This window comes from Mesorhizobium sp. WSM4989 (genome assembly GCF_029625795.1).
Taxonomy (GTDB): Bacteria; Pseudomonadota; Alphaproteobacteria; order Rhizobiales; family Rhizobiaceae; genus Mesorhizobium.
The window spans coordinates 2168005-2193595 of record NZ_JARTVN010000001.1 but is presented as its reverse complement, the minus strand read 5'-3'; the positions used below and the strand labels follow the sequence as shown (position 1 = coordinate 2193595).

The following is a 25591-nucleotide window of genomic DNA, read 5'->3' as shown; positions in this document are numbered from 1 at the left end:
AAGCCCTTGGCCTATCGTGTTCCGCGCAGCCGGCGGGAAAGCTCGGCCTTCAACTGGCCGAACGGAATGGCAAGCACGTCTTCGCGCCCGACGATGACATAGTCACTGCCGGGCGCCATGTCATCGGCGGCATGCGTTCGCACGGCTTCTCTCAGCCGCCGCCGGACGCGGTTGCGCACCACGGCGTTGCCGACCTTCTTGGTCACGGTGTAGCCGACGCGTGGCGCACAATCGTCGCCCCGGTCGAGAACCTCGACGAGAAAAAGCCGCCCGCGGCGCTTCTCGCCGCCGCGCACAGCCATGAAATCCGCGCGTTTCAGAAGCCGCCCGGGAGTTTTCCCCTTTGGCTTGCCGGTTGCGGGCAACGATCTCGTCTTTCGTTCAGGCGCTGAGCCGCTTGCGGCCGCGGTTGCGGCGGGCTGCGACGACGCCGCGGCCACCCTTGGTGGCCATGCGGGCACGGAAACCGTGCCGGCGCTTGCGGACGAGTTTGGACGGTTGGTAGGTACGCTTCATTTGTTTTAATACCGCGGCGTGCGGCCCTTCTTGATTCTGTCACTCTGTAACAGGAGCTTTGCCGGGCCGGTTATAGGCGCGATCGAAACCGCGCCGGGACGGAAGGCCCGAGCGTGAGCGGGCTTATAGGAAGAAGGATTTTGGAAGTCAATCCAGCCCGCCCAACGGCATTTTTTCACTGGCCGGCGGCGAAATTGGCAAAAAAGCCGCAAATCGCATAATCTTGCTCGATCAAGCCTTCGTGAAAACCGCGTCATGACAAGTGAAGTCCTGTCAACGGATGAAAAGCCACGCCCCGCGGCGGCAAGCTCGCCGCGCCGGGTGCCGCTGTCGCGCGGTCTGTCGACCAAGCTTCTGCTTCTCACCATCGTCTTCGTGCTGCTCGCCGAAATCCTGATCTTCCTGCCCTGGATCGCCAGCTACCGGGTGAACTGGCTGAAGGAGCGGCTGAGCACCTCCGCCGCCGTGTCGATCGTGTTGCTGCAGGGCGAGCCCAACTCGCTGTCGCACACCGCCCAGAACGACGTGCTGATGGCGATCGGCGCCAAGGCGATCGCGGTGCGCGACGGCGGCGTCTCGCGGCTGCTTGTCGTGGCCGACATGCCGCCGAAGGTAGACGAGCATATCGATATTGCCAATGTCGGCCTGGTCAACGGCATGACCGGCGCGCTGGAAACGCTGTTCGCCGGCGGCAACCGCATGCTGCGCGTCTTCGGCCCGGTCGGCGACAGCGACAAGGAATTCGAGCTGATCATGCCGGACTACAGTCTGCGCAACGCCATGCTCAGATATTCGCGCAACGTCGCCGTCGTCTCGCTGCTGATCTCGCTGTTCACCGCCATGCTCGTCTATGCGGCGATCGATCTGATCATGATCGGCCCGATCCGCACCATGACGCGCTCGATCCTGTCCTTCTCCGAGGCGCCGGACGATCCCGGCCGCATAATTTGCCCGACGGAGCGTGCCGACGAGATCGGCGTCGCCGAGCGCGAGTTGTCGCAGATGCAGGATCGGCTGCAAAAAATGCTCGCCGAGCAGAAGCACCTCGCCAACCTCGGGCTTGCCGTGTCCAAGATCAACCACGACATGCGCAACATCCTGGCTTCCGCGCAGCTTATGTCGGACCGGTTGCGCCAGGTGAAGGATCCGACCGTCCAGTCCTTCGCGCCGAAGCTGTTGCGCGCGCTCGACCGCGCCGTCGCCTATTCGGAGGGCGTGCTTGCCTATGGCCGCACACAGGAGCCGGCGCCGTCGCGCCGCCGCTTGCGGCTGCGCCAGCTGGTCGACGACGTGCACGGCCTGCTCGATATCGAGGAGGGCATCGAATTCATCAATGCCGTCGAGCTCACCTTCGAAGTCGACGCCGATTCCGACCAGCTCTTCCGCGTGCTCACCAATCTGTGCCGCAACTCGGTGCAGGCAATGGCGGCCGACACGGAGAGCGCGGTGGTGCGTCGGCTAGCCGTCTCGGCCGAGCGCTTGGGCAGCGTCAGCCGCATCACCGTCAGCGACACCGGCCCCGGCCTCCCGCCCAAGGCGCGCGAGAACCTGTTCGCCGCCTTCCGCGGCTCGGCGCGCAGCGGCGGCACCGGCCTTGGCCTGGCGATCGCCCATGAGCTGATCCGCGCCCATGGCGGCACGGTGGAGCTGGTCGAATCGATCGGCGGCCGCACGGTCTTCGCCGTCACCATCCCCGACCAGCCGGTGCGGCTCGATCAGGCCCGCAACGGCCTGCGCCGCCCGGCTTGACCGTGGCAGGCCAGGGAAGACGTTCCCGCTTCGGAGTTCCGTGAAGCAAAGACCCCGGTCGGAATGTGATCCTGTAAACGCCTGCGACAAAACTTTTGCCGGGCCGGCTTGCTTTTCCGAAATTCAGTCGTTAGGGAACACTCCACATCGCGGCCGGCGTCTCGACCGGATCGCGGGGCTTGTGTCTCACACGGCCTGATGCGCGCCCGTAGCTCAGCTGGATAGAGCACCAGACTACGAATCTGGGGGTCAGGAGTTCGAATCTCTTCGGGCGCGCCAATTAATCAAACTGAACTCCCGCGCATTTGCCTCGCCGGCCGAAGCAGTCGCTGGCTGCCTACGCTCACGCGGCGAGGTTCACGTGGCGTATTAATCCACGATCCCGATCGGGTCGGCAGTGATACCCGAGCGTTCTTGAGTTCAGCTTTTTTTCATGCACCCTTGCTCGTCTCCAGCCGCAGTCGGCGGCGCGGCCTAAGTCCCACCGCGCGCAAGGCAGTCATCGGCGTTACTAACCCCCTAGCTGTTGCAGCTTGCGACAGGCACGCCTTGCGCCTTCACGGCATCTCTGGCGACACCTCTCCTTGTTGCCATCCCTGCATCGCCCCACGGATTCTGGTTTAGCTGGTGCGCTCGTTTTTGCCGAACGATTGGAAGGTTCATCGACAGGCAACGACACTTGCGGCTTGCGACTGACTTTCTTTGGCAGGATCTTTTTGCGTGGCAGCGTAGGTGCTTGGAACTTGGCAATTCGGCTCTTTGCAATTTCGACGAATGCACCATTCGGAAATGCCGCTAGATAAGCACGATACATCGAGACATCGGATGTATCCTTGATTGATTTCCAGAATTCGAGCTCTGCCGCCGCGTTGATGTCTGGCTGATAGGCGTCTGCCGAAGACGGACTAGACGCGGCATCCGGGTTGAATGAGAATCCCGGCTCCACCAGGGACGAGTTGCTCCAGGGAACCTGCTTCCCAGAAGTCGCGTTCATGACGTCCAACCGGACGCGACGCATGAGAATTTCAATGTCGATCGAAGGAGTCTTTATCCGCTTCACAAGAGAGTCTGCAAACGGACTATGATTGACGGCTCCATCGAGAGCCACGTTGCCGGGTTGTGTTGCAAAGCCGATAAAGACTCCCCTGCCAGCATCCAAGGCTCCCAGCCCCTTTCCTATGGCAAGGCCGCGACTTTGACCCGGTCCACTCAATTGCTTAACGAAAGGATTGTCCCGACAGGCATCGAGAAGGACGATTGCGATATTTTCCTCGGCCGTCATGGCGGCGATGATGTCTTGCAGGCGCTCAGCCTCCAGAGCCAAGTCGGCCGGACGTTGAAGGGCGGCGTCAACCGGCAATAGGTAGTTCTCCCCGTTCGCTTGGAGCCCGTGTCCGGCGAAGTAAAAAAGCGAGACGTCACCCGGCCGCAAGTTTCGCCTGAATTTTCCGATGAGTTCCCTGAACGTTGATGCGTCGGTATCCAATCCAAGGGTGACGTCGAAGCCCGTCTCTTGCAAAACTCGGGAGATGGCATTCGCATCATTTACCCCGTTGGGAAGCGATGACGCAAAACGGTAGGCCGAGTTACCGATTACGAGCGCATATCTATGGCTGCGTTGACCGATCTGGGTCTCAGAGGAGGCCGGTGTCGACAAGCCGGCCAGCAAAAGAAGGCACGCGCACAACAAACAAACCTTGGACATTGCGACCTTCCCGAGTAACGGAGAATATTACCATCCGTTAAAGCGCGTGGGTACCCGTTGTAAGGGCCATCTTGCTTGGGGAAGAGGCCAAACTTGCCGGAGGCCGCTTGGTATGAGGTCTCCGTGCATCGTCAACGCCCTTTCCGGCATCGACTTCAAGCAACATCAAACCCCGAATGAGGCCGCAGCATACAAGGTGGGCCGAGCTCACGAGCTTTTGGCAACACCGTTCGATCGCTCAGCCGACCGCCTTCGTCGCCGCCCTTCCGGCGCTGCGTCCGGAAAAGATGCAGCCGCCGAGGAAGGTGCCTTCGAGCGCCGCATAGCCGTGCACGCCGCCGCCGCCGAAGCCGGCGACCTCGCCCACCGCATAGAGACCAGGCACCGGCCCGCCCTCCGCGTCGAGCACGCGGCTGTCGAGATCGGTCTGCAGGCCGCCCAGCGTCTTGCGGGTGAGGATGTTGAGGCGGACCGCAATCAACGGGCCGTTCGCCGGATCGAGCATCTTGTGCGGCCTTGCGGTGCGGATCAGCCTGTCGCCGAGATAGGCGCGCGCGCCGCGCAGCGCGGTGACCTGCGCATCCTTGGAGAACGGGTTGTCGAACTGCATGTCGCGGGCGCGGATCTCGCGTTCGACCTGCGCCACATCGAGCAGCGGCTCGCCGGCCAGCCCGTTCATCCGCGCCACCAGCTTCGAAAGGTTGGCCTCGACGATGAAATCCTCGCCCTTTTCCATGAAGGCTTTCACCGGCCCGGGAATGCCCGACGTGGCGCGGCCGAGCACCTGCCGCCAGCTCTTGCTCGTGAGGTCCGGATTCTGCTCCGAGCCCGACAGCGCAAACTCCTTCTGGATGATCTTCTTCGTCAGGATGAACCAGGAATAATCGAAGCCGGTGCTCATGATATGGCTGAGCGTGGCTAAAGTGTCGAAGCCTGGGAAAAGCGGCACCGGCAGCCGTCTGCCGCGCGCGTCGAGCCATAGCGAAGAGGGGCCCGGCAGGATACGTATGGCGTGATCGGTCCAGACCGGCGCCCAATTCTTGATGCCCTCGACATAGTGCCACATGCGGTCGCGGTTGATGACCCTCCCGCCCGCTGCTTCGGCAATTGCCAGCATGCGGCCGTCGACATGGTCCGGCACGCCGGTGATCATGCGCTTCGGCGTCGCGCCGAGACGCTGCGGCCAGTTCCTGCGCACCAGCTCGTGGTTGCCGCCGATGCCGCCGGAAGCGACGATCACGACCTGGGCGTGGAGCTCGAAATCCCCGGCCACGTTGCGCGAGCTCTTGCGTCCACGCTCGACCGTGCTTGGCTCCAGCACGTCGCCGCGCACCCCGGTCACCGTCTTCCCGGTCCGCGTGATCTCGTTGACCCGGTAGCGGAACTTGAACTCGACGAGCCCACGCTTCTGCGCCTCGCGCACGCGCAGCACGAAGGGCTCCAGCACGCCGGGCCCGGTGCCCCAGGTGATGTGGAAGCGCGGCACCGAATTGCCGTGGCCGCTGGCATTGCCGCCGCCGCGCTCGGCCCAGCCGACGACGGGGAAAAATTTCAACCCGCGCTCGATCAGCCAGGAGCGCTTCTCGCCGGCGGCGAAGCCGAGATAGGCTTCAGCCCATTTTCGCGGCCAAAAATCCTCAGGGCGGTCGAAGGCGGCGGTGCCCATCCAGTCTGCGAGCGCGAGGTCGTGGGAATCGCGGATGCGCATGCGCCGCTGCTCGGGCGAGTCGACCAGGAAAAGCCCGCCGAACGACCAGAAGGCCTGGCCGCCCAGCGATTGCTCGGGCTCCTGGTCGACGATGATGATTTTCTTGCCGGCATCGGCAAGTTCTGCCGCGGCGACGAGGCCTGCCAGCCCCGCGCCGACAATGATGACATCCGCGTCGTCAGCCATTTTCGTTCCCCCCAGCGCCTTCCGACGGCCTGTCAGACGGGCTCCCAGCCGTTCTTGCCGCCGGCGCGGAAGATGGCGTCGATGACCTTCTGGTTGAGGACCGATTCCTCCAGCGTGAAGACACGGTCCTTGCCGCCCTGGGCCGCGCGTACGAAGGCCTCGCATTCCAGCCGGTACTGCTGGGTGCCCGGGAAGCGGAACACCTGCGCTTCGGTGTGGTTCTGGTTGTGCAATTCGATGCGGTGGTGGTCGTAGAGCCCGGCATTGAACGGGCCAAAGACCTCGATGAAACCCTTCTCGCCGTGGAACACCATCACCTGCCGCGCCGCCATCTGCGTAGACAGGTAGAAGGACAGTTCAAAGTCGCCGAAATCGGCGCGGATCGAGGAATAGATGTCGGTGCCGAAGGTCTTGTCGCGCTCGATGGTGGCTTGCACGCGGACCGGTTCCTTGCCGGTCGAGAAGCGCGTCGACACGGTCGGATAGACGCCGATGTCGGGCAGCGCGCCGCCGCCAAGATCCAGCTGGTTGCGCATGTTGCTGGGATCGACATTGTAATAGGAAAACGCGCCCTGGACGTGGCGCAGCCGGCCGATCGCGCCGCTGGCGATGAGGTCGCGCACCTTGATCCACTGCGGGTGGTAGACGACCATGAAGGCCTCGCAGACCAGCACCTTCTTTTCGTCGCGCAGCTTGATCAGCGGCGGGATGTCCTTGGCGTCGAGCGCAAGAGGCTTCTCGACCAGCACATGTTTTCCCGCCTCGATTGCCTTTGCCGTCCATTCGACATGCTGCGAGGTCGGCAGCGGGATATAGACGCCATCGACCTCCTTGGAAGCGAGCAGTTCCTCATAGGAGCCGAAGGCATGCGGCGCGCCGAAACGCTCGCCCAGTGCCTTGGCCTTCGACAGGTCGCGGCTGGCGATCGCCGACAGCACGCCATTCTCCGAATCTACGATCGCCGGCAAAAGCTGCTCGCGGCCGATCTTGGCCGTCGACAGAACACCCCATCGGAACATCATGCTTCTCCATGTCGGTTACGTCGATGGAGGTGTGCCCCAATTCCGGAGAAAAGCCAATCGCAGACGCGGGCCACAAAGCGCCTTCGTCATTCTCGGGCTTGACCCGAGGATCCATTCCGTGACCTATGACGTAAAGTGCAGGGATGCAGAGATCTGCAACCGTTGCAACGCCTTAGCGTCACGCCATGGATCCTAGGGTCTGCGCGCGTCGCTTCGCTCCTTGCTCCGCCCTAGGATGACGAACCCGAGGATGCGCGACCAGAGCTAACCCCTTCTCCCCGTCAGGGTCATGTCGAAGTCGACGACGTTGGAATAGATCGGCGTGCCGACATCCATGCCGTAGCGCGATCTGAGCACCTTGCCGGTGACATGGAACTTGATGGTTCCTGACTTCAGCCCATCGAGCTCGGCCGTGAACTTTTCCGAAAACGTCTTGCCGCGCGCCGTCAGCCGGCCGGTGACCACGGCGGTGGTCTCGCCGGTGCGGGTCACGTTTATCGAGCGGAATTGGATCTCCGGATTGTTGGCGCTGTCGAAGACGGCGTCGGAACGCAGGAAAGCATCGATGCGGCCCTGGCCGGTGCCGACGCTTTCCGGAAAGATGGTGAGGTTGACCTTCGAGCGCCCGACATCGGCATTGTCGATGCGAATCGTGCCCTTGAAGCGGCCGAAGGCGCCGCCGAAGCCGCCACCGCCGGCCTTGCCGATGGTGAAGCGGATCGAGGAGCCCGCCGGGCTGATCGTGTAGCTGCCGGCGGCGTCACTGAGCGCCACCGCGGCGCAAACCGGCGCGGCAAGGCAAGCGGCAAAGGCCGCCAATCCGAGGATGCGCGCATGCATCGACATCTTTCCTATCCTGAACCAGCGCATTGCTGTCTTCCCGCCACCAACGAACGGGCGGCCCGCTCTATTCCCGGGCAGACGAAGGCGTGATTATGCGCGTGAGCACGCCGTCGCGCAGCAGGAAATGGTGGCGCATCGCTGCAAGGATATGCAACGCGACCAGCGCGATGCCGGCATAGGCAAGATACCAATGCGCGGCGGACCAGAAGCTTTCCGCGGCGTCGGATTCGGCGAGCGGCAGGTCGGGCATGACGAACTGGTTGAACGGCATCGTCGGGATTTCCAGCGTCGAGACCGAGACCAGCGCCCAGCCGGAGAGCGGCAGCGCAACCTGGAAGGCGTAAAGCGCCAAATGCGCCAGCGGCGCTGCCTTGCGCTCCAATGTTCCGACCGAAGGCGGGAGTGCTGGCGCCGCATTGCCGACACGCCAGGCGATGCGCAGGATGACCAGCCCAAGCAGCAGGAAGCCGACGGACTTATGCAGCTGGATCAGCTCGAAGGACGTCCGCTGGCTATCGATGCGCATCATCACGAAGCCGAGCACGAACTGGCCGATGAAGATGATGCCGATCAGCCAGTGAAGGATGATCATCGCCCAGCCATAGCGGGTGGCGGTGTTGGTGATGGACGATTGCATGGTCGAAAAACGTCGCTGAAATCACCTTTCTTCCAGCCCTCCCCACAAGCGGAACGGAGGAGCCCTACGGGCTCACCTTGAAGAAATCGACGAAGGCCCGCAACGCCGGCCGCATCTGGCGGCGGCTTGGGTAGTAGACGAAGAAGCCGTCGAAAGCGGGGCACCAGTCCTCCAGCACGCGGATCAGCCGGCCATCGGCGAGCGGCGCCTTCACATAGTCCTCGAAGACGAAGGCGAGCCCGGCGCCGTCGATCGCGGCCTGGGCGATCAGATGGTCCTCGTCGAGGATCAGCGGCCCTTGTGCTGCGATCTCGATTTCCTCGCCGTCCTTCTCTAACTCCCAGCGGTAGAGGATGCCGCTGGAGAAGCGGAAGCGGATGCAGCGGTGATCGGCGAGATCGCGCGGATGACGCGGTTTGGGCATGGTCGCGAAGTAGGAGGGCGCGCCGACCACCGCGCCGCGGATGTTCGGCCCTATGCGCGCCGCGATCATGTCGCGCTGCAGGCTTTCGCCCAGCCTGACACCGGCGTCGAACCCGCCCTCCACCACATCCGTGAAGCGGTCCTCGATGACGACCTCCAGCACGATCTCGGGATAGGCGGCCGTGAAGGCAGCGAGCCGCGGCGTCAGCACCAGATGCGCGGCGGTGCGCGGCACGCTGAGCCTGAGATTGCCGGCCGGGCGGTCGCGCGCCTCGACCGCCGTTTCCAGCGCCAGGTCGATCTCGGACAGCGCCGGCCGCAGGCGCTCCAACAGCCGCGCGCCTTCCTCGGTCGGGGCGACACTGCGCGTGCTGCGCGCCAGCAGCCGCACGCCGAGCTGCGCCTCCAGGCTCGCCACCGCATGGCTGACCGCCGACGGCGCGATGCCGAGCTCGCGGGCCGCGCCGCGGAAGCTGGCCCATTGCGCGACCGCGGCGAGAACGGCCAGCTGGGAAAGGTTCGTCCGGTTCATTGATCTATCTTATAGAGCGAGCTGTGCGAAAGAGACATGATTATCGAACGGATGCCTAGGCGCTATTTCATCTCCATCGCAACAAGGAGATGCGCCATGGAAACCCGCAAATTAGGAACTGAACTCGAAGTCTTCCCCGTCGGCCTCGGCTGCATGGGCATGAGCTTTGTCTATGGCGGACAGCCGGAGGCGGAAGCCATCGCTACGCTGCGCCGCGCCATCGAGATCGGTGTCACCTTCTTCGATACCGCCGAAGTCTATGGCCCTTACGAGAACGAGATCCTGCTCGGCAAGGCGCTGAAGCCGGTACGCGAGAAGGTCACCATCGCCACCAAATTCGGCTTCAAGATATCCGAGCACGGTTCGGGCATCGACCGCATGATCGGCGTCGACAGCCGCCCTGAGCACGTCAAGGCGGTGGCGGAGGCCTCGCTGAAGCGGCTCGATACCGACGTCATCGACCTCTACTACCAGCATCGCGTTGACCCGAACGTGCCGATCGAGGACACGGTCGGCGCCATGGCCGAACTGGTGCGCGAGGGCAAGGTGCGGGCGCTCGGCCTGTCGGAAGTGAGCGGCGCCACGCTGCGCCGGGCGCATGCCGTGCACCCGATCGCCGCCGTGCAGAGCGAGTATTCGCTGTGGAGCCGCGATCCCGAGGACGAGGTCTTTGCCGTTTGCCGCGAGCTCGGCATCGGCTTTGTCCCCTACAGTCCGCTCGGCCGCGGCCTGCTCACCGGCACCATCGCCAAGCGCGATACGCTCGGCGCCGGCGACTGGCGCCTCGGCCTGCCGCGCTTCCAGGCCGAAGCCATGGAAGCCAACAATGCCGTCATTGCCGTGCTGGAAAAGTTGGCGATGGAAAAGGGCGTGACAGCGGCACAACTGGCGCTCGCTTGGGTGCTGCACCAGGGCGATTTCATCGTGCCGATCCCCGGCGCGCGCAAGATCCGCCATTTGGAGCAGAACACGGCAGCGGCCGGGATCAAGCTGAGCGCCGCCGAGGTCGCGGCCATCGGCGACGCGCTGTCGCCCGACAAGGTCGTCGGCAAGCGCTATACCGAAGAGCTGCTGGCGCTGGTGAATGGTTAGACATTTCAGCTTGCTTTGAGACGCTGGCGGGACAGCGCCCCCCTCTGTCCGGCAGGACAGAGGGGGGCGCCTCGCGCTGACCTACCAAGGCACCACGCTGATCTCCGGCCAGTTCTCTCGCGCCCTCTTCCCCTTCGCCTCATGCGTCCGCTGGTTGTCCAGCACCCGGTTCGGCGTGATGCGGAACGAAAAAATGTCGTCGAGCCCGAACGGCGCCACCAGCTCCAACGCCTCGTCTGCGTCGAACCGCACCCCGACCGCATGCGTCTTCGAGGCGAAATAGCCGACCGATTCACTCGCGCTCGTGTAGCGCGGGCATGCCTGCCCGAATTTGGCCGGATACCACAGGTGCACGCGTGCCTGATTTCGCACCTCCACCGGCAGCGTCAGTCCTTCGAAATGCTGCGCCGCCCGGCGGATCACCGCGTCCTCGGCCTCGTAGGAGAGATCGGTGCCGTCGAAATAGAACAGATCGACATCCTTGATGCCGTAGCCTGAGGGCCTGCCGGTGAGATGGTTCCAGATGCTGTTGTAGAGCGCGCCGGAAACCACCAGCCAGTCCGGCAACGCCAGTTCACGCACTCGCGCCAGCGTTTTGGCCAGCAGCGGGTCCGCCGCCACGATTTCGAGGAACGCCGCGCGTTGCTCCTCGAAAGGCAGGCCGGAATAGCGGAGATGGTGCATCGCCCAATGGAGGGCGATTCGCCACCTTCCGGCAATCCTTTATGCTCTCAGCACGCCGCCCGTCTGCTTGTTGACGTTCTCGACGATGCGCTTGGCCAGCGCCTCGAAATCCTCGTCGGTCAGCGTCTTTTCGACCGGCTGGATCGAGACTTCGATGGCGATCGACTTCTTGGCGGCGCCGAGCGCAGCGCCCTCGAAGACGTCGAACACCGAAACGCCGGTGACGAGCTTCTTGTCGGCGGCCAAAGCTGCCCGCACCAGCGTGCCGGCCTCGACCGTCCGGTCGACGACGAAAGCAAAATCGCGCTTCACCGCCTGGAAGGGTGAAAGCTCCAGCTTCGGCTTGGTGCGCGTCGGCTTGGCCTTCGGCTCCGGCACGGCATCGACAAAGACCTCGAAGCCGCAGAGCGGCCCGGAGGCGTCGAGCACTTCGAGCGTCTTTGGATGGAACTCGCCGAAAGTGCCGAGCACGGTCTTCGGCCCGAGCTTGATCGTGCCTGAGCGTCCGGGATGGTACCAGGCCGGGCCGCCGGGCTCGATCTGCAGCCTGTCGACCGGCGCGCCGCAGGCTTCGAGCGCCGCGATCGCATCGGCCTTGGCGTCGAACACCCCGACCGGCCCGGCATTGCCGGCCCAGCTGCGGCCCGAGCCGTCGAGCTTGGCGGTGCCCCGCCGCACGCCGGCGGCGACGCGCCGCTGCTGATCGGCCAAGTCGCCTTCATAGGTGCCGGAGACCTCGAACAGCGCCACGTCGCCGATGCCCCGATCGGCATTGCGCTGGGCGGCGCTGATCAGCCCGGGCAGCAGCGACGGCCGCATGTCGGACATGTCGGCGGCGATCGGGTTGGCGAGCTTCAGCCGGTTCTGGCCGCCGCCGAACAGCTCGGCGTGCTTCGCCGGAATGAACGACCAGGTGACCGCCTCCATCATGCCGCGCACGGCGAGCGCGCGCTTGGCGGCCCGGGTGCGCACCTGCAGCATGGTCAGGATCCTGCCGTTGACCGCGTCATGCGAGGTGAGCGGCTGCGGCGCTATGTTGTCGACGCCGTGGATGCGCATCACTTCCTCGACGAGATCGGCCTTGCCGTCGACATCCGGACGCCAGGAGGGGACCTTCACCTCGACGGCGTCACCTGAGCTGCGCGGCTCGAAGCCGAGACGGGTCAGTATAGTGAGCGCTTCTTCTCTCGGCACCTCGATGCCGGTCAGCCGCTTCACTTCCGACAGCGGGAAGGAAATGATCTTCGGCTTGTGGCCGGCATAGCCCGCCACCTCGATTTCCGTCGGCGTGCCGCCGCACAATTCCAGCACCAGCTTGGTCGCGAGCTCGACGCCGGGCACCATGAACTCAGGGTCGACGCCGCGCTCGAAGCGGTAGCGCGCATCGCTGATGATGCCGAGCGTGCGACCGGTGCGGGCCGTCGTGATCGGGTCCCAGAGCGCCGATTCGATCAGCACGTCGGTGGTGTTCTCGTCGCAGCCCGAATGCTCGCCGCCCATGATGCCGGCAATCGATTCGATGCCGTTGTCGTCGGCGATCACGCACATCTCGGGCGTCAGCGAGTATTCGCGTCCGTCGAGCGCCAGCACCTTTTCACCGTCCCTCGCGCGGCGCACCACAAGGTTGCCGGCGACCTTCTTCGCGTCGAACACATGCAGCGGCCGGCCGCGGTCGAAGGTGACGTAGTTGGTGATGTCGACCAGCGCGCTGATCGGCCGAAGCCCGATGGCGATCAGCCGCTGCTGCAGCCATTTCGGCGACGGGCCGTTCTTCACGCCCTTCACCAGCGTCAGCGCGAAGCCGGGGCAGAGTTCCGATGCCTCGATCTTGACCTTGACCGGGCACATGCCGTCGCCGGCATGCGGCATGATCGCGCCGCCGGTCAGCCGGCCGAGGCCGCTCGCCGCGAGGTCGCGCGCGATGCCGTAGACGCTGGTCGCATCGGGGCGGTTCGGCGTCAGGTTGATCTCGATCACCGGATCGTCGAGATGGGCGTAGGCGGCGAAGCTGGTGCCGACCGGTGCGTCTTCGGGCAGGTCGATGATGCCGGTATGCTCGTCCGAAAGCTGCAGCTCGCGTTCGGAGCACATCATGCCATGGCTCTCGACGCCGCGGATCTTGCCGACCGAAAGCGTGACGTCGATGCCGGGAATATAGGTGCCGGGCGCAGCAAAAGCGCCGACCAGGCCGGCGCGGGCGTTGGGCGCCCCGCACACCACCTGCAACGGCGGCTTGCCGTCGCCGGTATCGACCGTAAGCACCCGCAGCCGGTCGGCGTCGGGATGCTGCACGGCAGTCAGCACCTTGGCTATGACAAAGGGTTTTAGGCCCGCCTTGTCGTCGACATGTTCGACTTCGAGGCCGATCGCCGTCAGCCGCTCGACGATTTCGGCAAGCGAAGCGTCGGTCTCGAGATGGTCCTTGAGCCAGGAGAGGGTGAATTTCATGACTGTGTTCCGTAGGAATGGCTTTGCGCGTCAGGTCTAGCCACGCTCGTCTTGAGGTGCCGCGGCAGTGAATCGGGCATATGCAGGAAGGGCAGCTGCTCGCGCACATGCGCATGCAGCGTCGGCCTGAAATAGGCAGGCATGTCCATGGCGCCGAGCGTGAAGTAAATATGGCCGGCGAGCCGCTCGTCGCTATAGGCGATCGGCGAGCCGCAAATGCCGCAGAACGAGCGCGCCACCGGGCCGTTCCGGTAGCTCTTCAGCGATTTGCCTTCGAGCGCGATCTGGTCGGCCGCGAAGCCGATAAAGGCCGACACCGGCGCGCCGCTGGCGCGCCGGCAATCGCCGCAATGGCAATAGCTGATGTGGTGCGGCTCGGCCGAGGCCTCGAACCGCACCGCACCGCAGCGGCAGCCCCCGGTGTGGGGAGCAGTCATGTGGAAAGACCCCCGAACAGCGTCGGCATGTCGAGCGGCCGGAAGCCGTAATGCGTGAGCCAGCGCACGTCGGCGTCGAAGAAGGCGCGCAGGTCCGGCATGCCGTATTTCAGCATGGCGATGCGATCGATGCCCATGCCCCAGGCAAAGCCCTGGTATTCGTCGGGATCGAGCCCGCCGTAACGCAATACGTTGGGATGCACCATGCCGCAGCCCAGGATCTCCATCCAGTCGGAGCCTTCGCCGAAGCGTACTTCGCCCGGCCGCGAGCGGTCGCACTGGATGTCGACCTCGAGGCTGGGCTCGGTGAACGGAAAGAAGGACGGCCGAAAGCGCATCTTGACGCTCGGCACTTCGAAGAAGGCCTTGCAGAATTCCTCCAGCACCCACTTCATGTTGGCGATGTTGGCGGTCTTGTCGATCACCAGCCCCTCGACCTGATGGAACATCGGCGAGTGCGTGGCGTCCGAATCCTGCCGGTAGGTCTTGCCGGGGATGACGATGCGGATCGGCGGCTTCTGCTGCTCCATGGTGCGGATCTGCACGGGCGAGGTGTGCGTGCGCAAAAGCTTGCGTTCGCCGTTCTCGTCCGGCTGGAAAAAGAAGGTGTCGTGCATCTCGCGCGCCGGGTGGCCTTCGGGGAAATTGAGCGCGGTGAAATTGTAGTAGTCGGTCTCGATGTCCGGACCTTCCGCGATCGCGAAACCGAGGTCGCCGAAGATCGCGGCGATCTCGTCGATCACCTGGCTGATCGGATGGATGCGGCCGCGCTCGGCCGGCGACTGGCGCACCGGCAGCGTGACGTCGACCGTTTCGGCGGCGAGCCGCGCCGCGATCGCCACGTCCTTCAGCTCCGACTTGCGCGCCGTCAGCGCCTCGGTGACGCGGTTCTTCAGCCCATTGATCGCCGGGCCCTTGACCTGCCGCTCCTCGGCGCTCATCGCGCCGAGCGTTTTCAGCATCTCGGAGACCGAGCCCTTCTTGCCCAGCGCCGAGACGCGCACAGCCTCGATCGCCTGCTCGTCGGCCGCGGCCGCGATGTCGGCCATCAAAGAAGCTTCAAGGGTTTCAAGATTTCCAGCGGTGGCGTTCACGGCGAAACTCTCTCGATCGGGCAACCACCGGGGTCCGGCGCGTCACCAATTTGGTTGCATCAGGCATAAGAAAAACCCGCGCCAGCCGTGCCAGCGCGGGTTCCCCAAATCAGAATAGCGAATGCTTGGGAAGCGCTGGCTTAGGCGACAGCGCTCTCAAAAGCATTCGGCGTGGTGTTCTTCAGATATTCGAGCGCCACCTTGGCCTTGGCCACAAGGGCTGCGAAAGCCTGCGGCTCGTGGATGGCCATGTCCGAAAGAACCTTGCGGTCGATCTCGATGCCGGCCTTGTTGAGGCCGTCGATGAAGCGGCCATAGGTCAGGCCGTGCTCGTGCACCGCTGCATTGATGCGCTGGATCCACAGCGCGCGGAACGAGCGCTTGCGGTTCTTGCGGTCGCGATAGGCGTACTGCAGCGACTTTTCCACCGCCTGCTTGGCGATGCGGATGGTGTTCTTGCGACGGCCGTAGAAGCCCTTGGCGGCTTTCAGGACCTTCTTGTGCTTGGCGTGGGCGGTGACGCCTCTCTTTACGCGTGCCATGTCATGATCTCCTTAAAACGCTGTTCCGGACCGAATGCTTAAAGGCCGTTCGGCAGAAAATTCTTGATGACCTTCTTGCCGTCCGGTTCAGCCAGAACCATCGTGCCGCGGGCATCGCGAATGAACTTGTTGGAACGTTTGATCATGCCGTGGCGCTTGCCGGCGGCAGCCGACAGCACCTTGCCGGTGGCGGTAATCTTGAACCGCTTCTTGGCGGCCGATTTGGTCTTCATCTTGGGCATTTTGCTACTCCGTAATGTGGCGCACCATCGCGCTTCTTTTCTCGCTTCGGGCCGACCAGAGCCCGAAAAGCAAATGAAACCGCCACGGCATGCCCTGCCGGGCGGTTTTTGTTTTTGCTCTGCGTATCGTGCTTTCCGTAAATCAGAGATGATTTCCGACCCGATACGCAGAACGGCGGTCCTATAGATCAAACAGGGCTCGTGCGCAACACCTCACGCCCTGCGGCGCGCTGTCCCGTTCAGGGCAGCGTGAACCACACCGGCAGCACCCCCGACTGCTGCGCGCCGTCGATCAGTTCGAAGGCCGGCAGCGCCACCAGGAATACCAGCCCGTCGAGCAGCGTGTTCAACAGCAGGCGCGGCTTGAAGCTGCCGGTGTCGCCTTCCTGGTAGAGCGAAAGCTTTGGAAAGAAGCGCGGCACGCGCGCCAGATAGGCTTTGTAGGGAGCGCCGAGGACTTCCTTGAGATAGCGCTCCTCGCGCAGGATGACGATGTGGAACGCGCCGGCGCAAAGGACCGCGAAGAGGATGATGCCGGAAAACGAGCCGATCTGCGCGCCAACGCCGGCTGCCGCCACGGTCGAGAACAGATAGAGCGGGTTGCGGGTGATCGAATAGGGCCCGCCGGTGACCACTTCGGAGGATTTGCGGCCGCCGATGTAGAGCGTCGACCACAAGCGCCCGACGATGCCCAGGAAGATCAGGAGCACGCCGAACATCTCGATCGTCTCGTGCACGGGCGTCTCGGGAGGGAACGTCGACTGGCCGAACAGGAGTGCCGCAAACAGCACCACGATGAGCACCGCCAGCACGATGCGGCGCATATACTGGTAGCCGCCCAACCCTTCTATCTGGTTGTCGGTCGGGATCTTTGTTTCATCGACCATGGCCAATCCGATCGTCGTGTTTTGATCGCGATCGGGAAAATCCGATCGTCGATTTGATCGCGATCGGGAAAATCCGATCGTCGATTTGGTCGCGATCGGGAAAATCCGATCGTCGATTTGGTCGCGATCGGGAAAATCCGATCGTCGATTTGCTCGCGATCGGGAAAATCCGATCGTCGATTTGCTCGCGATCGAAGACTCGATCGTCGAGAAGCCGGCGATCGGATAGAAAAACAGGCGCCCCGCCGATCGTCGGGTCGCCCTGCGCGGCAATTCAGGCGGATTTTGGAGCACCAAGCAGCGCCGGCCGGTCAATTCTCCTTCGCGAAACCGTGATCGGCGCGACAGTTTGCGGCGATCGCGCCGGAATGGCTCCAGGACGGAAAGGAAACGTGAGGCGCACCGTCAGCGGGGCGCCAGCACCATCATCATCTGTCGGCCTTCGAGCTTCGGCTCGGCCTCGACCTTGGCGATCGGCGCGACTTCCTCGCGCACCTTGTTCAGGAGCTGCATGCCGAGTTCCATATGCGCCATTTCGCGGCCGCGGAAACGCAGCGTCAGCTTGACCTTGTCGCCGTCCTCGAAGAAGCGCCGCACGGCCTTCATCTTGGTCTCGTAGTCATGGCTGTCGATGTTCGGGCGCATCTTGATCTCCTTGATCTCGATGACCTTCTGGTTCTTGCGCGCCTCGGCCGCCTTCTTCTGGTTGGCGTATTTCAGCTTGCCGAGATCGAGGATCTTGACGACGGGCGGCTGCGCGTTGGGCGATATCTCGACGAGATCCAGCCCGGCCTCTTCGGCCAGCAGCAGCGCGTCGTTGATGGAAACTTCGCCACGGTTGTGGCCTTCTGCGTCGATGAGCTGGACCCGGGGCACCCGGATGTCTCGATTGGAGCGCGGACCGTCCTTGGTCGGGGCCGCTGCTTTGAAAGGTCTGCGAATGGTCGTGGTCTCCTCGGCCGTTTCGTTCAGGGTTTCTTTGAGTTCAATCGCTTGGACGCGCCTATGTGGTGAGCGCGCGGCCGGAGTCAATAGCACAGCCTCGCCAGGAAATCACCTCAAAGCTTGCCATTGCCTGCACCAAGCAAAGAAAAGGTGCGAGCACTTTTCCGCGAACCGCCGGATGTGCCAAAAGACCGGCCGGAAGGACGAGGTCATGGACGCCAGCGCACCAGTTTTCATCGACGTGAACGGAACGCAGATCGCTGTCAGGCAGGCGCCGGGCTCAGCGCCGGGCATCGTCTGGCTGGGCGGCTACAAGTCCGACATGCTGGGCACCAAGGCCGAGGCGCTGTCGGCCTGGGCGAGCCGCGAAGGCCGCGCCTATCTGCGCCACGACTATTCCGGCCACGGCGAATCGGGCGGCGAATTCGCCGAGGGCACGATCTCGAAATGGCTGGCCGAGAGCCTCGCCGTCTTTCGCCGCTTCAGCAAGGGCAAGCAGATCCTGGTCGGCTCCTCGATGGGGGCGTGGATTGCGCTGCGCATGGTGCAGGAATTGCGCAAGGCCGGCGACGACCGCATCGCCGGCCTGGTGCTGCTTGCGCCGGCGCCCGACTTTACCGTCGAGCTGATCGAGCCGGTGCTGACCAGGGCGCAAAAGCGCGACCTTTCGAAAAAGGGATTTTTCGAGGAACCGTCCGACTATTCCGCCGAGCCCTATATCTACACGCGCGCGCTGATCGAGGACGGCCGCGCGAACCGGGTGATGACCAGGCCGATCGACACTCATTGCCCGGTGCATATCCTGCAGGGTCTCGCCGATCCCGACGTGCCTTCCGGCCATGCGCTGAAGCTCGCCGCACTGCTGCCGGCCGATGACGTCACGCTGTCGCTTATCCCCGACGGCGATCATCGCCTCTCCCGCCCGGAGGATCTCGACATGCTCAACCGCGCCGTCGGCGACCTGGTCCAGCGGGTTTCATGAGCATGCGCATTTCAATCCCGATATCCGCCTTCGTTGCGGCCATCGTCGGCTTTGGCGGCACTTTAGCCATCGTCATTGCCGCCGCCAAGGCGACCGGCGCCACTCAGATCGAGACCGCGAGCGGGGTGACGGCGATCTGCCTGGCCATGGCCCTAGAATGCCTGTGGCTGTCCTGGCGCACGAAAATGCCGGTCATCACCGCCTGGTCGACCCCGGGCCTGGCGCTGATCGCGGCCTCCAGCGGCTTCACCATGGCGCAAGCCGTCGGCGCTTTCATCGTCACCGGCATCCTCTTGATCGCCACCGGCCTGTTCAAGCCGCTGACCCGGCTGATCGCGCAGATTCCGGCCTCGGTGGCGTCCGGCATGCTGGCCGGCATCCTGGTCGGCTTCGCCATCAGTGCGGTCAAGGCCATTCCCGCCGATCCGTGGCTGATCCTGCCGCTGATCGCCGCCTTCTTTGTCATCCGGCTGTTCAACCCGGCGGTTTCGGTCCTTGTCGTGCTGATCGGCGGCGGCCTTGCCGCCTTCCTCACCGGCCGCGTCGGCGGCCTGCCGGCGCCGGAATTGTCGACACTGACGCTGATCGCTCCGCAGTTCACCGTTTCGGCGATCATTGGCCTGGCCTTGCCGCTCTACCTCGTCACCATGGCCTCGCAGAACCTCTCCGGTCTCGCGGTGCTGAAAGCCGCCGGCTACCACCCGGAACCTGGCCCGCTGATCGGCGTCACCGGGCTGTTCTCGCTGCTCTCGGCGCCGTTCGGCGCCTCGACGACCAATCTGGCGGCGATCTCCGCGGCGATCTGCACCGGCCCGGATGTCCATCCGGATCCCGCCGAGCGCTGGAAGACGGGTCCGTTCTATGCGCTCGCCTATCTGGTCTTCGCCATCTTCGGCGCTTCGCTGGTGGCGATCTTCGCCGTCCTGCCGCAGAGCCTGATTGTGCTGGTCGCCGGCCTGGCACTGATGGCGCCTTTGGCCAACGCGCTCTCGATCGCGCTCCATGATGCGGGCGAGCGCATGCCGGCCACGCTCACCTTTGCGGTGACGGCCTCGGGGCTCACCTTGTTCGGCGTCGGCGCGGCTTTTTGGGGGCTGGTCGCCGGAATGGCAGTGCTTTTCCTCGAGAAACTCAAAAAGCGATAATCATTTCAGGCCTTTCGCCGGTTTTGGCCGGACTTGCCTTGAATCGCCGATTTCGCCTTCCCATTTCGATTCCACGCAGCCGGTTTGGCTGTCTCCAACGGAAGGATTGGGAGAAAATGAACACAAGTGCATTGATCCGTCCGGCCTGGACGCCGGCGACCATCGCGCTGATGGTGATCGGCTTCATGGTGTTCTGGCCGCTGGGCTTCGCCATGCTTGCCTACATCATCTGGGGCGACCGGCTCGAAGGCTTCAAGCGCGATGTCAACCGCGCCACCGACGGCATCTTCGCCGGCTGCCGCCGTGGCTCGGAAAAGGCGGCCCGCTGGGGCCATGGCTCGTCCCGCACCGGCAACGTCGCTTTCGACGACTGGCGCGAGAAGGAACTTGAGCGCCTCGCCGAGGAGCGCCGCAAGCTCGACGAGATGCTGAACGAGTTCGACGAGTATGCCCGCGAGCTGCGCCGTGCCAAGGACCAGGAAGAGTTCGACCGCTTCATGGCCGAGCGTAACAAGCGGACCGCGCCAACCACGACGAGTGGTCCGACCGGAGCGACGGGGCCGAAGCGCGGCAAGGGGTCGAACCTCCTTGACGACTGAGCCTCAATCATAAGGCTCGGCCGACATGCGGCGTCGCGCGAGCGGCGCCGTTTCTTTTTTGTTCTCCATGTAGCCTCACTCTACTGGTCGTTTTTCTCGAATCGCGTATCGTCCGGCCATGACCCTCGGCTTCTTTCGCAATCTGACCAAGCCAGAACCCAAGCCCGTCGTGGAGCGCGAGCATTGCGTCGCCGGCCGCACCCTGCCGCTCAAAATCGTCGAGAGCGCGAGGGCCCGGCGGTTGACGCTGCGTATCGATTCCGGCGGCCAGGGGCTGCGCATAACCGTGCCGCCCGGCTTGCGCCGCGGCGAGGTGGAGAAGTTCCTCGACCGCCATCAGGACTGGCTGGAGCAGCGCCTGGCCAAGGTGCCGATGCGCCCGCAGGTGCGGCCCGGCATCAAGATCCCGATCCGCGGCGTGCCGCACCGCATCGTCCATGAGCCGGCGAAACGCGGCACCGTCACCATCGCGCGCGACGAGCGCGGCCCGCTGCTCATCATCCATGGCGAGCGTGTCCACCTGCCGCGCCGCATCGCCGATTATCTGAAACGCGAGGCCAAGCGCGAGATCGAGAGGCTGGTGGTCAAGCACACCGAGGCGATCGGCAAGCGCGCCAAGGCGATCCGCTACAAGGATACCTCCAGCCGCTGGGGGTCATGCACCTCGGAGGGCAATCTGTCCTTCTCGTGGCGCATCATGATGGCGCCGCCGCCGGTCATCAATTACCTGGTGGCGCATGAGGTCGCGCATCTGAAAGAGATGAACCACGGACCGAAATTCTGGAAGCTGTGCGAAAAGCTCTGCCCCGACACCGATCGCTGCAAGGACTGGCTGAAGCGCAACGGCGGCGCGCTGCAGGCGATCGTGTTTGAGTAGGCGTCGCCCTGGCACCCGTATAGCTGGCGGCCCAGCGCAGCCGCTCAATCGTCATTCGCCGCGTTGAGTTCCTCCGGCCGCAGCCCTTCCTCACTCGCATGCGGCCACGGCAAAAAATTCCGGTCGAACGCGTCGCTGCCGAAATATTCGAGCGCCCGGTGCGCCTCGGCGCCGTTGAAAGCGGACTTGTCCATCAGATGCGCGATCACCTCGCGCGCCTGCGCGATCTTCTGTCTGAGTTCGGCGACGGTCTTGTCGGTCATGATCTTCCTGCTCCCGCCTGTGTCCCTATTCGAAAGGTAGCGCTTTCCGCCGGCCCGGCAACGGCATGCTTTTTCTCGACTCTTGCGGCTTTTCGTGCCAATCCCGCGCCATGACGCTCGACATCAAGATCTGCGGATTGAAGACCGACACCGCGATGGCCGCCGCGCTTGCCGGCGGGGCCAGCCATGTCGGCTTCATCTTCTTTGCCAAAAGCCCGCGCTTCGTCGATCCGGCCGAGGCTGGCCGTCTGCGCCAGGCGGCCATCGGCAAGGCCAAGGCGGTTGCCGTCACCGTGGATGCGGATGATGCCCTTCTCGACGAGATTGTCGCGAGGATGCAGCCGGATATGCTGCAACTGCATGGTTCCGAAACGCCGGTGCAGGTGGCCGAGCTCAAGACCCGCTACGGCCTGCCGGTGATGAAGGTGCTGTCGGTCAGCGAAGCCGCGGATCTCGAGCGGATAAAGCCCTATGTCGGCGTTGCCGACCGCTTGATGTTCGACGCCAAGCCGCCCAAGGGAACGCAATTGCCGGGCGGCAATGGCGTCGCCTTCGACTGGCGCATCCTTGCCGGCCTTGACGCCGGCCTCGATTACATGCTTTCCGGAGGACTCAACGCCGCCAATGTCGGCGATGCCCTCAGACTGGCCAATCCGCCCGGGATAGACATCTCCTCCGGCGTGGAGAGCGCTCCGGGCGTCAAGGAACCGGCGCTGATCGAGCAGTTTTTCCGGGCCGTCAGGGCCGCGCGCGACGACCGCGCCGCCTGAGGAAGTTTTCAAACCCGAGCATGTCCCGGAAAAGTGGGAACCGGTTTTCCTAAGGACGTGCTCAGAAGCAAAGACTCAGGAGATCGGCGATGAACAGGCCGGCTATGCCCAATTCCTTCCGCACCGGGCCCGACGAGCAGGGCATGTTCGGCATTTTCGGCGGCCGCTTCGTCGCCGAGACGCTGATGCCGCTGATCCTCGATCTCGAAGAGCAGTGGAACAAGGCCAAGAATGATCCGGAGTTCAAGGCGGAGCTGGAGAACCTTTCGACCCATTATGCCGGTAGACCGTCCAAGCTCTATTTCGCCGAAGGCCTGACAAGGCATCTTCGGGAGGTTTCCTCGGCGAAGGGCCTCGGGGGCGGCGCCAAGGTCTATTTCAAGCGCGAGGACCTGAACCACACCGGCTCGCACAAGATCAACAATTGCCTCGGCCAGATCCTGCTCGCCAAGCGCATGGGCAAGAAGCGCATCATCGCCGAGACCGGTGCCGGCCAGCATGGCGTCGCTTCCGCCACGGTCGCTGCGCGCTTCGGCTATCCTTGCGTGGTTTACATGGGTGCCACCGACGTCGCTCGCCAGAGCCCGAACGTCTTTCGCATGAAGCTGCTCGGCGCCGAGGTGCGCCCGGTCACCGCCGGCCACGGCACGCTGAAGGACGCCATGAACGAAGCGCTGCGTGACTGGGTCACCAATGTCGAGGACACCTATTACCTGATCGGCACCGCCGCCGGCCCGCATCCCTATCCGGAGCTGGTGCGCGACTTCCAGTCGGTGATCGGCACGGAAGCGCGCGCCCAGATGCTGGAGCAGGAAGGCCGGCTGCCCGACGTCATCATCGCCGCCGTCGGCGGCGGCTCCAACGCCATTGGCCTGTTCCACCCGTTCCTCGACGACAAGGATGTGCGCATCATCGGCATCGAGGCCGGCGGTCGCGGCCTCGACGGCGTCGAGCACTGCGCCTCGATGAATGCCGGCGCGCCGGGCGTGCTGCACGGCAATCGCACCTATCTCTTGCAGAATGCGGACGGCCAGATTCTCGACGGCCATTCGATCTCGGCCGGTCTCGATTATCCGGGCGTCGGGCCCGAGCATGCCTGGCTGCGCGATTCGGGCCGCGTCGAATATGAGCCGATCCTCGACGACGAGGCGCTGGAGGCCTTCCAACTGACGACCCGGGTCGAAGGCATCATCCCGGCGCTGGAATCGGCGCACGCCATCGCGCATGCGATGAAGATCGTGCCGAAAATGGACAAGGACCAGATCGTCATCGTCAACCTGTCCGGCCGCGGCGACAAGGACGTGCACACGGTGGCCAAGATGCTGGGCATGGAGATCTGACAATGACGACCCGCATCGACCGCCGCATGGCGAAGCTCAAATCCGAGGGCCGTCCGGCTTTGGTCACCTATTTCATGGGCGGCGATCCCGACTACGAGACATCTTTGGCTATCATGAAGGCGCTTCCCGGCGCCGGCAGCGATGTCATCGAGCTCGGCATGCCGTTCTCCGATCCGATGGCTGACGGCCCGGCCATTCAGGCGGCGGGTCTCAGGGCGCTGAAAGGCGGCCAGACGCTGGTCAAGACGCTGAAGATGGCGTCCGAATTCCGCGCCGGCGACGACGAAACGCCGATCGTGCTGATGGGCTACTACAACCCGATCTACATTTACGGCGTCGATCGTTTCCTGGCTGACGCCAAGGCGAGCGGCATCGACGGCCTGATCGTTGTCGACCTGCCGCCGGAAATGGACGAGGAGCTCTGCGTTCCGGCGTTGAAGGCGGGCATCAATTTCATCCGCCTGGCGACGCCGACCACCGACGACAAGCGCCTGCCGAAGGTGCTCGAGAACACCTCCGGCTTCGTCTACTACGTGTCGATGACGGGCATCACCGGCTCGGCCTTGGCCGACACTGCCAAGGTGTCGGCGGCGGTCAAACGCATCAAGGGTCACACCGCGCTGCCGGTCTGCGTCGGCTTCGGCGTCAAGACCGCCGAGCAGGCGCGTACCATCGGCGCCTCCGCCGACGGCGTCGTCGTCGGCACGGCGATTGTCAACGCGGTCGCCAATGTGCTCGGGCCCAAGGGCGAGAAGACCGCCGATCCGGCCGAAGCGGTCGCCACGCTGGTCAGCGGGCTTGCCCAGGGCGTCCGCTCGGCCCGCCTTGCTGCCGCCGAATAGTCTGACTATCTGTTTTTACGCAATTCCGGACGGAAAACCGCCACACACTTTTCCTGGAATTGCTGGACGTCTCTTCGTCGGGACAGGAGCCGAAGCGATGAACTGGATCACCAACTACGTTCGACCGAAGATCAATTCGATGCTCGGCCGGCGCACCGACATGCCGGAAAATCTCTGGATCAAGGATCCCGAGACCGGCGAAATGATCTTCCACAAGGACCTCGAATCCAACCAGTTCGTCATCCCGTCTTCCGGCCACCATATGAAGATCTCGGCCAAGGAGCGGCTGAAATACTTCTTCGACGACGGCAGATACGAGACCCTGGAAAACCCCAAGGTCATGCAGGATCCGCTGAAGTTCCGCGATGAGAAGCGCTACACCGATCGGCTGAAAGAGGCGAAGGCCAAGACAAGCCTCGAGGACGCGATTCTTAACGCAGTCGGCACCATCGAAGGTCTGCCGGTGGTGGTTACCGTGCAGGACTTCGCCTTCATGGGCGGCTCGCTCGGCATGGCCGCGGGCGAGGCCATCGTCCATGCCTTCGAGGTCGCTTTGCAGCGCAGGCGGCCGCTGATCCTGTTCGCCGCCTCGGGCGGCGCCCGCATGCAGGAGGGCATCCTCTCGCTGATGCAATTGCCGCGCACCACGGTCGGCGTCGACCGGCTGAAGGAAGCCGGCCTGCCCTATATCGTGGTGCTGACCAACCCCACCACCGGCGGCGTGACCGCGTCCTATGCCATGCTGGGCGACGTTCACATCGCCGAGCCCGGCGCGCTGATCGGCTTCGCCGGCCCGCGCGTCATCGAGCAGACGATCCGCGAGAAGCTCCCCGACGGCTTCCAGCGCGCCGAATATCTGATGGAACACGGCATGGTCGATATGGTGGTCTCGCGTCTGGAGATGCGCCCGACCATCGCACGATTGTTGAAGATGCTGCTCAAGACCCCAGTGGCCGAGAAGCCATTGGAGCCTGAGATCCTGCCGCCGGCGGTCGTCAACGCCGAAGCCCGGCCGCAGGCCTGACGCGACACCGTTTGCCGCCCACCGCGATTGCGCCAGCTGCGCTGCGCAGTAGCCGTT

At 64.0% G+C, this 25591-nt stretch carries 27 protein-coding genes and 1 tRNA gene; 11 read left to right on the top strand and 17 right to left on the bottom strand.

From position 1 onward, the window contains the following. Nucleotides 1-11: 11 nt before the first annotated feature. Nucleotides 12-365, bottom strand: coding sequence for a ribonuclease P protein component (gene rnpA / locus P9217_RS10540; protein WP_067323826.1), 354 nt, complete (start codon nucleotides 363-365; stop codon nucleotides 12-14). Between the two features lie 16 nt (nucleotides 366-381). Further along, nucleotides 382-516 carry a 50S ribosomal protein L34 gene (gene rpmH, locus P9217_RS10535; protein WP_008833937.1) on the bottom strand — a complete coding sequence of 45 codons (135 nt, stop codon included), beginning with the start codon at nucleotides 514-516 and terminating at the stop codon, nucleotides 382-384. A gap of 255 nt (nucleotides 517-771) precedes the next feature. On the opposite strand from rpmH, the gene P9217_RS10530 reads away from it, so the two are divergent. Continuing rightward, nucleotides 772-2265: a HAMP domain-containing sensor histidine kinase gene (locus tag P9217_RS10530; RefSeq protein WP_067002984.1), complete on the top strand. Its 1494-nt coding sequence runs from the start codon at nucleotides 772-774 to the stop codon at nucleotides 2263-2265. Between the two features lie 202 nt (nucleotides 2266-2467). Beyond that, nucleotides 2468-2544 (top strand) — tRNA-Arg (locus P9217_RS10525). Between the two features lie 232 nt (nucleotides 2545-2776). On the opposite strand, the gene P9217_RS10520 is transcribed toward P9217_RS10525, so the two are convergent. The 6 genes from P9217_RS10520 to P9217_RS10495 form a co-directional block, all read right to left on the bottom strand. Next, complete coding sequence (locus P9217_RS10520; RefSeq protein WP_278052134.1) at nucleotides 2777-3970, bottom strand: caspase domain-containing protein; 1194 nt, start codon at nucleotides 3968-3970, stop codon at nucleotides 2777-2779. Between the two features lie 238 nt (nucleotides 3971-4208). Next, on the bottom strand, nucleotides 4209-5864 hold the full coding sequence (locus tag P9217_RS10515; protein ID WP_278086061.1) for an FAD-binding dehydrogenase: 1656 nt from the start codon (nucleotides 5862-5864) through the stop codon (nucleotides 4209-4211). A gap of 32 nt (nucleotides 5865-5896) precedes the next feature. Next, entirely contained in the window at nucleotides 5897-6883 is a 987-nt protein-coding gene (locus tag P9217_RS10510) for a Gfo/Idh/MocA family oxidoreductase (RefSeq protein WP_278086062.1), read from the bottom strand. A gap of 267 nt (nucleotides 6884-7150) precedes the next feature. Further along, a complete protein-coding gene (locus P9217_RS10505; RefSeq protein WP_278086921.1) occupies nucleotides 7151-7726 on the bottom strand; it encodes a YceI family protein in 576 nt (191 codons plus the stop codon). A gap of 67 nt (nucleotides 7727-7793) precedes the next feature. Beyond that, nucleotides 7794-8366, bottom strand: a complete 573-nt coding sequence (locus P9217_RS10500; protein WP_278086063.1) for a cytochrome b — start codon at nucleotides 8364-8366, stop codon at nucleotides 7794-7796. 64 nt (nucleotides 8367-8430) lie between these two features. After that, nucleotides 8431-9321, bottom strand: a complete 891-nt coding sequence (locus P9217_RS10495; protein WP_127215307.1) for a LysR family transcriptional regulator — start codon at nucleotides 9319-9321, stop codon at nucleotides 8431-8433. A 96-nt stretch (nucleotides 9322-9417) separates the two neighbouring features. Here P9217_RS10495 and P9217_RS10490 point away from each other — a divergent pair, with 96 nt between their 5' ends. Further along, nucleotides 9418-10413 (top strand): aldo/keto reductase, encoded by a 996-nt coding sequence (locus P9217_RS10490; protein WP_278086064.1) that lies wholly within the window; start codon nucleotides 9418-9420, stop codon nucleotides 10411-10413. A gap of 81 nt (nucleotides 10414-10494) precedes the next feature. Here the strand turns inward: P9217_RS10490 and P9217_RS10485 are convergent, their stop codons facing one another. From P9217_RS10485 to infC, 8 genes are all read right to left on the bottom strand, one after another. After that, a complete protein-coding gene (locus P9217_RS10485) occupies nucleotides 10495-11097 on the bottom strand; it encodes a nucleotidyltransferase family protein (protein WP_278086065.1) in 603 nt (200 codons plus the stop codon). Between the two features lie 39 nt (nucleotides 11098-11136). Further along, nucleotides 11137-13545, bottom strand: a complete 2409-nt coding sequence (pheT, locus tag P9217_RS10480; protein ID WP_278086066.1) for a phenylalanine--tRNA ligase subunit beta — start codon at nucleotides 13543-13545, stop codon at nucleotides 11137-11139. Further along, nucleotides 13542-13982 (bottom strand): GFA family protein, encoded by a 441-nt coding sequence (locus P9217_RS10475; RefSeq protein WP_278055028.1) that lies wholly within the window; start codon nucleotides 13980-13982, stop codon nucleotides 13542-13544. Before P9217_RS10475 ends, pheT begins: the two co-directional genes overlap by 4 nt. Then, entirely contained in the window at nucleotides 13979-15031 is a 1053-nt protein-coding gene (gene pheS, locus P9217_RS10470; protein ID WP_067323841.1) for a phenylalanine--tRNA ligase subunit alpha, read from the bottom strand. The genes P9217_RS10475 and pheS overlap by 4 nt, the downstream gene beginning before the upstream one ends. A gap of 185 nt (nucleotides 15032-15216) precedes the next feature. Continuing rightward, nucleotides 15217-15618, bottom strand: coding sequence for a 50S ribosomal protein L20 (gene rplT, locus P9217_RS10465; protein WP_040968947.1), 402 nt, complete (start codon nucleotides 15616-15618; stop codon nucleotides 15217-15219). Nucleotides 15619-15656: 38 nt separating this feature from the next. After that, nucleotides 15657-15860: a 50S ribosomal protein L35 gene (gene rpmI, locus P9217_RS10460; protein WP_027166935.1), complete on the bottom strand. Its 204-nt coding sequence runs from the start codon at nucleotides 15858-15860 to the stop codon at nucleotides 15657-15659. A 239-nt stretch (nucleotides 15861-16099) separates the two neighbouring features. After that, on the bottom strand, nucleotides 16100-16747 hold the full coding sequence (locus P9217_RS10455; protein ID WP_067324658.1) for an isoprenylcysteine carboxylmethyltransferase family protein: 648 nt from the start codon (nucleotides 16745-16747) through the stop codon (nucleotides 16100-16102). Nucleotides 16748-17152: 405 nt separating this feature from the next. Then, nucleotides 17153-17689, bottom strand: a complete 537-nt coding sequence (infC, locus tag P9217_RS10450; RefSeq protein WP_067003282.1) for a translation initiation factor IF-3 — start codon at nucleotides 17687-17689, stop codon at nucleotides 17153-17155. A 214-nt stretch (nucleotides 17690-17903) separates the two neighbouring features. On the opposite strand from infC, the gene P9217_RS10445 reads away from it, so the two are divergent. The 4 genes from P9217_RS10445 to P9217_RS10430 all read left to right on the top strand — a co-directional run bounded on the left by P9217_RS10445 (nucleotide 17904) and on the right by P9217_RS10430 (nucleotide 21295). Next, the gene (locus P9217_RS10445) at nucleotides 17904-18674 is read left to right on the top strand and encodes an alpha/beta hydrolase (RefSeq protein ID WP_067324660.1); all 771 of its coding nucleotides are present in this window, start codon (nucleotides 17904-17906) and stop codon (nucleotides 18672-18674) included. A gap of 2 nt (nucleotides 18675-18676) precedes the next feature. Continuing rightward, the gene (locus tag P9217_RS10440) at nucleotides 18677-19819 is read left to right on the top strand and encodes a benzoate/H(+) symporter BenE family transporter (protein ID WP_278086922.1); all 1143 of its coding nucleotides are present in this window, start codon (nucleotides 18677-18679) and stop codon (nucleotides 19817-19819) included. Nucleotides 19820-19935: 116 nt separating this feature from the next. After that, nucleotides 19936-20418 (top strand): DUF2852 domain-containing protein, encoded by a 483-nt coding sequence (locus tag P9217_RS10435; protein WP_067002952.1) that lies wholly within the window; start codon nucleotides 19936-19938, stop codon nucleotides 20416-20418. A gap of 118 nt (nucleotides 20419-20536) precedes the next feature. Further along, entirely contained in the window at nucleotides 20537-21295 is a 759-nt protein-coding gene (locus P9217_RS10430) for a M48 family metallopeptidase (protein ID WP_278086067.1), read from the top strand. A 44-nt stretch (nucleotides 21296-21339) separates the two neighbouring features. Here the strand turns inward: P9217_RS10430 and P9217_RS10425 are convergent, their stop codons facing one another. Continuing rightward, entirely contained in the window at nucleotides 21340-21558 is a 219-nt protein-coding gene (locus P9217_RS10425) for a hypothetical protein (RefSeq protein WP_278086068.1), read from the bottom strand. A gap of 110 nt (nucleotides 21559-21668) precedes the next feature. Here P9217_RS10425 and P9217_RS10420 point away from each other — a divergent pair, with 110 nt between their 5' ends. From P9217_RS10420 to accD, 4 genes are all read left to right on the top strand, one after another. Then, a complete protein-coding gene (locus tag P9217_RS10420) occupies nucleotides 21669-22328 on the top strand; it encodes a phosphoribosylanthranilate isomerase (protein WP_278086069.1) in 660 nt (219 codons plus the stop codon). 89 nt (nucleotides 22329-22417) lie between these two features. Then, nucleotides 22418-23668 (top strand): tryptophan synthase subunit beta, encoded by a 1251-nt coding sequence (gene trpB, locus P9217_RS10415; protein ID WP_095831871.1) that lies wholly within the window; start codon nucleotides 22418-22420, stop codon nucleotides 23666-23668. 2 nt (nucleotides 23669-23670) lie between these two features. Continuing rightward, entirely contained in the window at nucleotides 23671-24510 is an 840-nt protein-coding gene (trpA, locus tag P9217_RS10410) for a tryptophan synthase subunit alpha (RefSeq protein ID WP_067002941.1), read from the top strand. A gap of 97 nt (nucleotides 24511-24607) precedes the next feature. Beyond that, nucleotides 24608-25534 carry an acetyl-CoA carboxylase, carboxyltransferase subunit beta gene (gene accD / locus P9217_RS10405; RefSeq protein ID WP_095799044.1) on the top strand — a complete coding sequence of 309 codons (927 nt, stop codon included), beginning with the start codon at nucleotides 24608-24610 and terminating at the stop codon, nucleotides 25532-25534. Nucleotides 25535-25591: the final 57 nt, after the last annotated feature.

Bases quoted from the DNA above. Each gene is read 5' to 3' on its own strand.
- rpmH (WP_008833937.1), bottom strand. From the start codon at position 516: ATGAAGCGTACCTACCAACCGTCCAAACTCGTCCGCAAGCGCCGGCAC.
- P9217_RS10530 (WP_067002984.1), top strand. From the start codon at position 772: ATGACAAGTGAAGTCCTGTCAACGGATGAAAAGCCACGCCCCGCGGCG.
- P9217_RS10520 (WP_278052134.1), bottom strand. From the start codon at position 3,970: ATGTCCAAGGTTTGTTTGTTGTGCGCGTGCCTTCTTTTGCTGGCCGGC.
- P9217_RS10515 (WP_278086061.1), bottom strand. From the start codon at position 5,864: ATGGCTGACGACGCGGATGTCATCATTGTCGGCGCGGGGCTGGCAGGC.
- P9217_RS10510 (WP_278086062.1), bottom strand. From the start codon at position 6,883: ATGTTCCGATGGGGTGTTCTGTCGACGGCCAAGATCGGCCGCGAGCAG.
- P9217_RS10505 (WP_278086921.1), bottom strand. From the start codon at position 7,726: ATGCATGCGCGCATCCTCGGATTGGCGGCCTTTGCCGCTTGCCTTGCC.
- P9217_RS10500 (WP_278086063.1), bottom strand. From the start codon at position 8,366: ATGCAATCGTCCATCACCAACACCGCCACCCGCTATGGCTGGGCGATG.
- P9217_RS10495 (WP_127215307.1), bottom strand. From the start codon at position 9,321: ATGAACCGGACGAACCTTTCCCAGCTGGCCGTTCTCGCCGCGGTCGCG.
- P9217_RS10490 (WP_278086064.1), top strand. From the start codon at position 9,418: ATGGAAACCCGCAAATTAGGAACTGAACTCGAAGTCTTCCCCGTCGGC.
- P9217_RS10485 (WP_278086065.1), bottom strand. From the start codon at position 11,097: ATGCACCATCTCCGCTATTCCGGCCTGCCTTTCGAGGAGCAACGCGCG.
- pheT (WP_278086066.1), bottom strand. From the start codon at position 13,545: ATGAAATTCACCCTCTCCTGGCTCAAGGACCATCTCGAGACCGACGCT.
- P9217_RS10475 (WP_278055028.1), bottom strand. From the start codon at position 13,982: ATGACTGCTCCCCACACCGGGGGCTGCCGCTGCGGTGCGGTGCGGTTC.
- pheS (WP_067323841.1), bottom strand. From the start codon at position 15,031: ATGGCCGACATCGCGGCCGCGGCCGACGAGCAGGCGATCGAGGCTGTG.
- rplT (WP_040968947.1), bottom strand. From the start codon at position 15,618: ATGGCACGCGTAAAGAGAGGCGTCACCGCCCACGCCAAGCACAAGAAG.
- rpmI (WP_027166935.1), bottom strand. From the start codon at position 15,860: ATGCCCAAGATGAAGACCAAATCGGCCGCCAAGAAGCGGTTCAAGATT.
- P9217_RS10455 (WP_067324658.1), bottom strand. From the start codon at position 16,747: ATGGTCGATGAAACAAAGATCCCGACCGACAACCAGATAGAAGGGTTG.
- P9217_RS10445 (WP_067324660.1), top strand. From the start codon at position 17,904: ATGGACGCCAGCGCACCAGTTTTCATCGACGTGAACGGAACGCAGATC.
- P9217_RS10440 (WP_278086922.1), top strand. From the start codon at position 18,677: ATGCGCATTTCAATCCCGATATCCGCCTTCGTTGCGGCCATCGTCGGC.
- P9217_RS10435 (WP_067002952.1), top strand. From the start codon at position 19,936: ATGAACACAAGTGCATTGATCCGTCCGGCCTGGACGCCGGCGACCATC.
- P9217_RS10430 (WP_278086067.1), top strand. From the start codon at position 20,537: ATGACCCTCGGCTTCTTTCGCAATCTGACCAAGCCAGAACCCAAGCCC.
- P9217_RS10425 (WP_278086068.1), bottom strand. From the start codon at position 21,558: ATGACCGACAAGACCGTCGCCGAACTCAGACAGAAGATCGCGCAGGCG.
- P9217_RS10420 (WP_278086069.1), top strand. From the start codon at position 21,669: ATGACGCTCGACATCAAGATCTGCGGATTGAAGACCGACACCGCGATG.
- trpB (WP_095831871.1), top strand. From the start codon at position 22,418: ATGAACAGGCCGGCTATGCCCAATTCCTTCCGCACCGGGCCCGACGAG.
- trpA (WP_067002941.1), top strand. From the start codon at position 23,671: ATGACGACCCGCATCGACCGCCGCATGGCGAAGCTCAAATCCGAGGGC.
- accD (WP_095799044.1), top strand. From the start codon at position 24,608: ATGAACTGGATCACCAACTACGTTCGACCGAAGATCAATTCGATGCTC.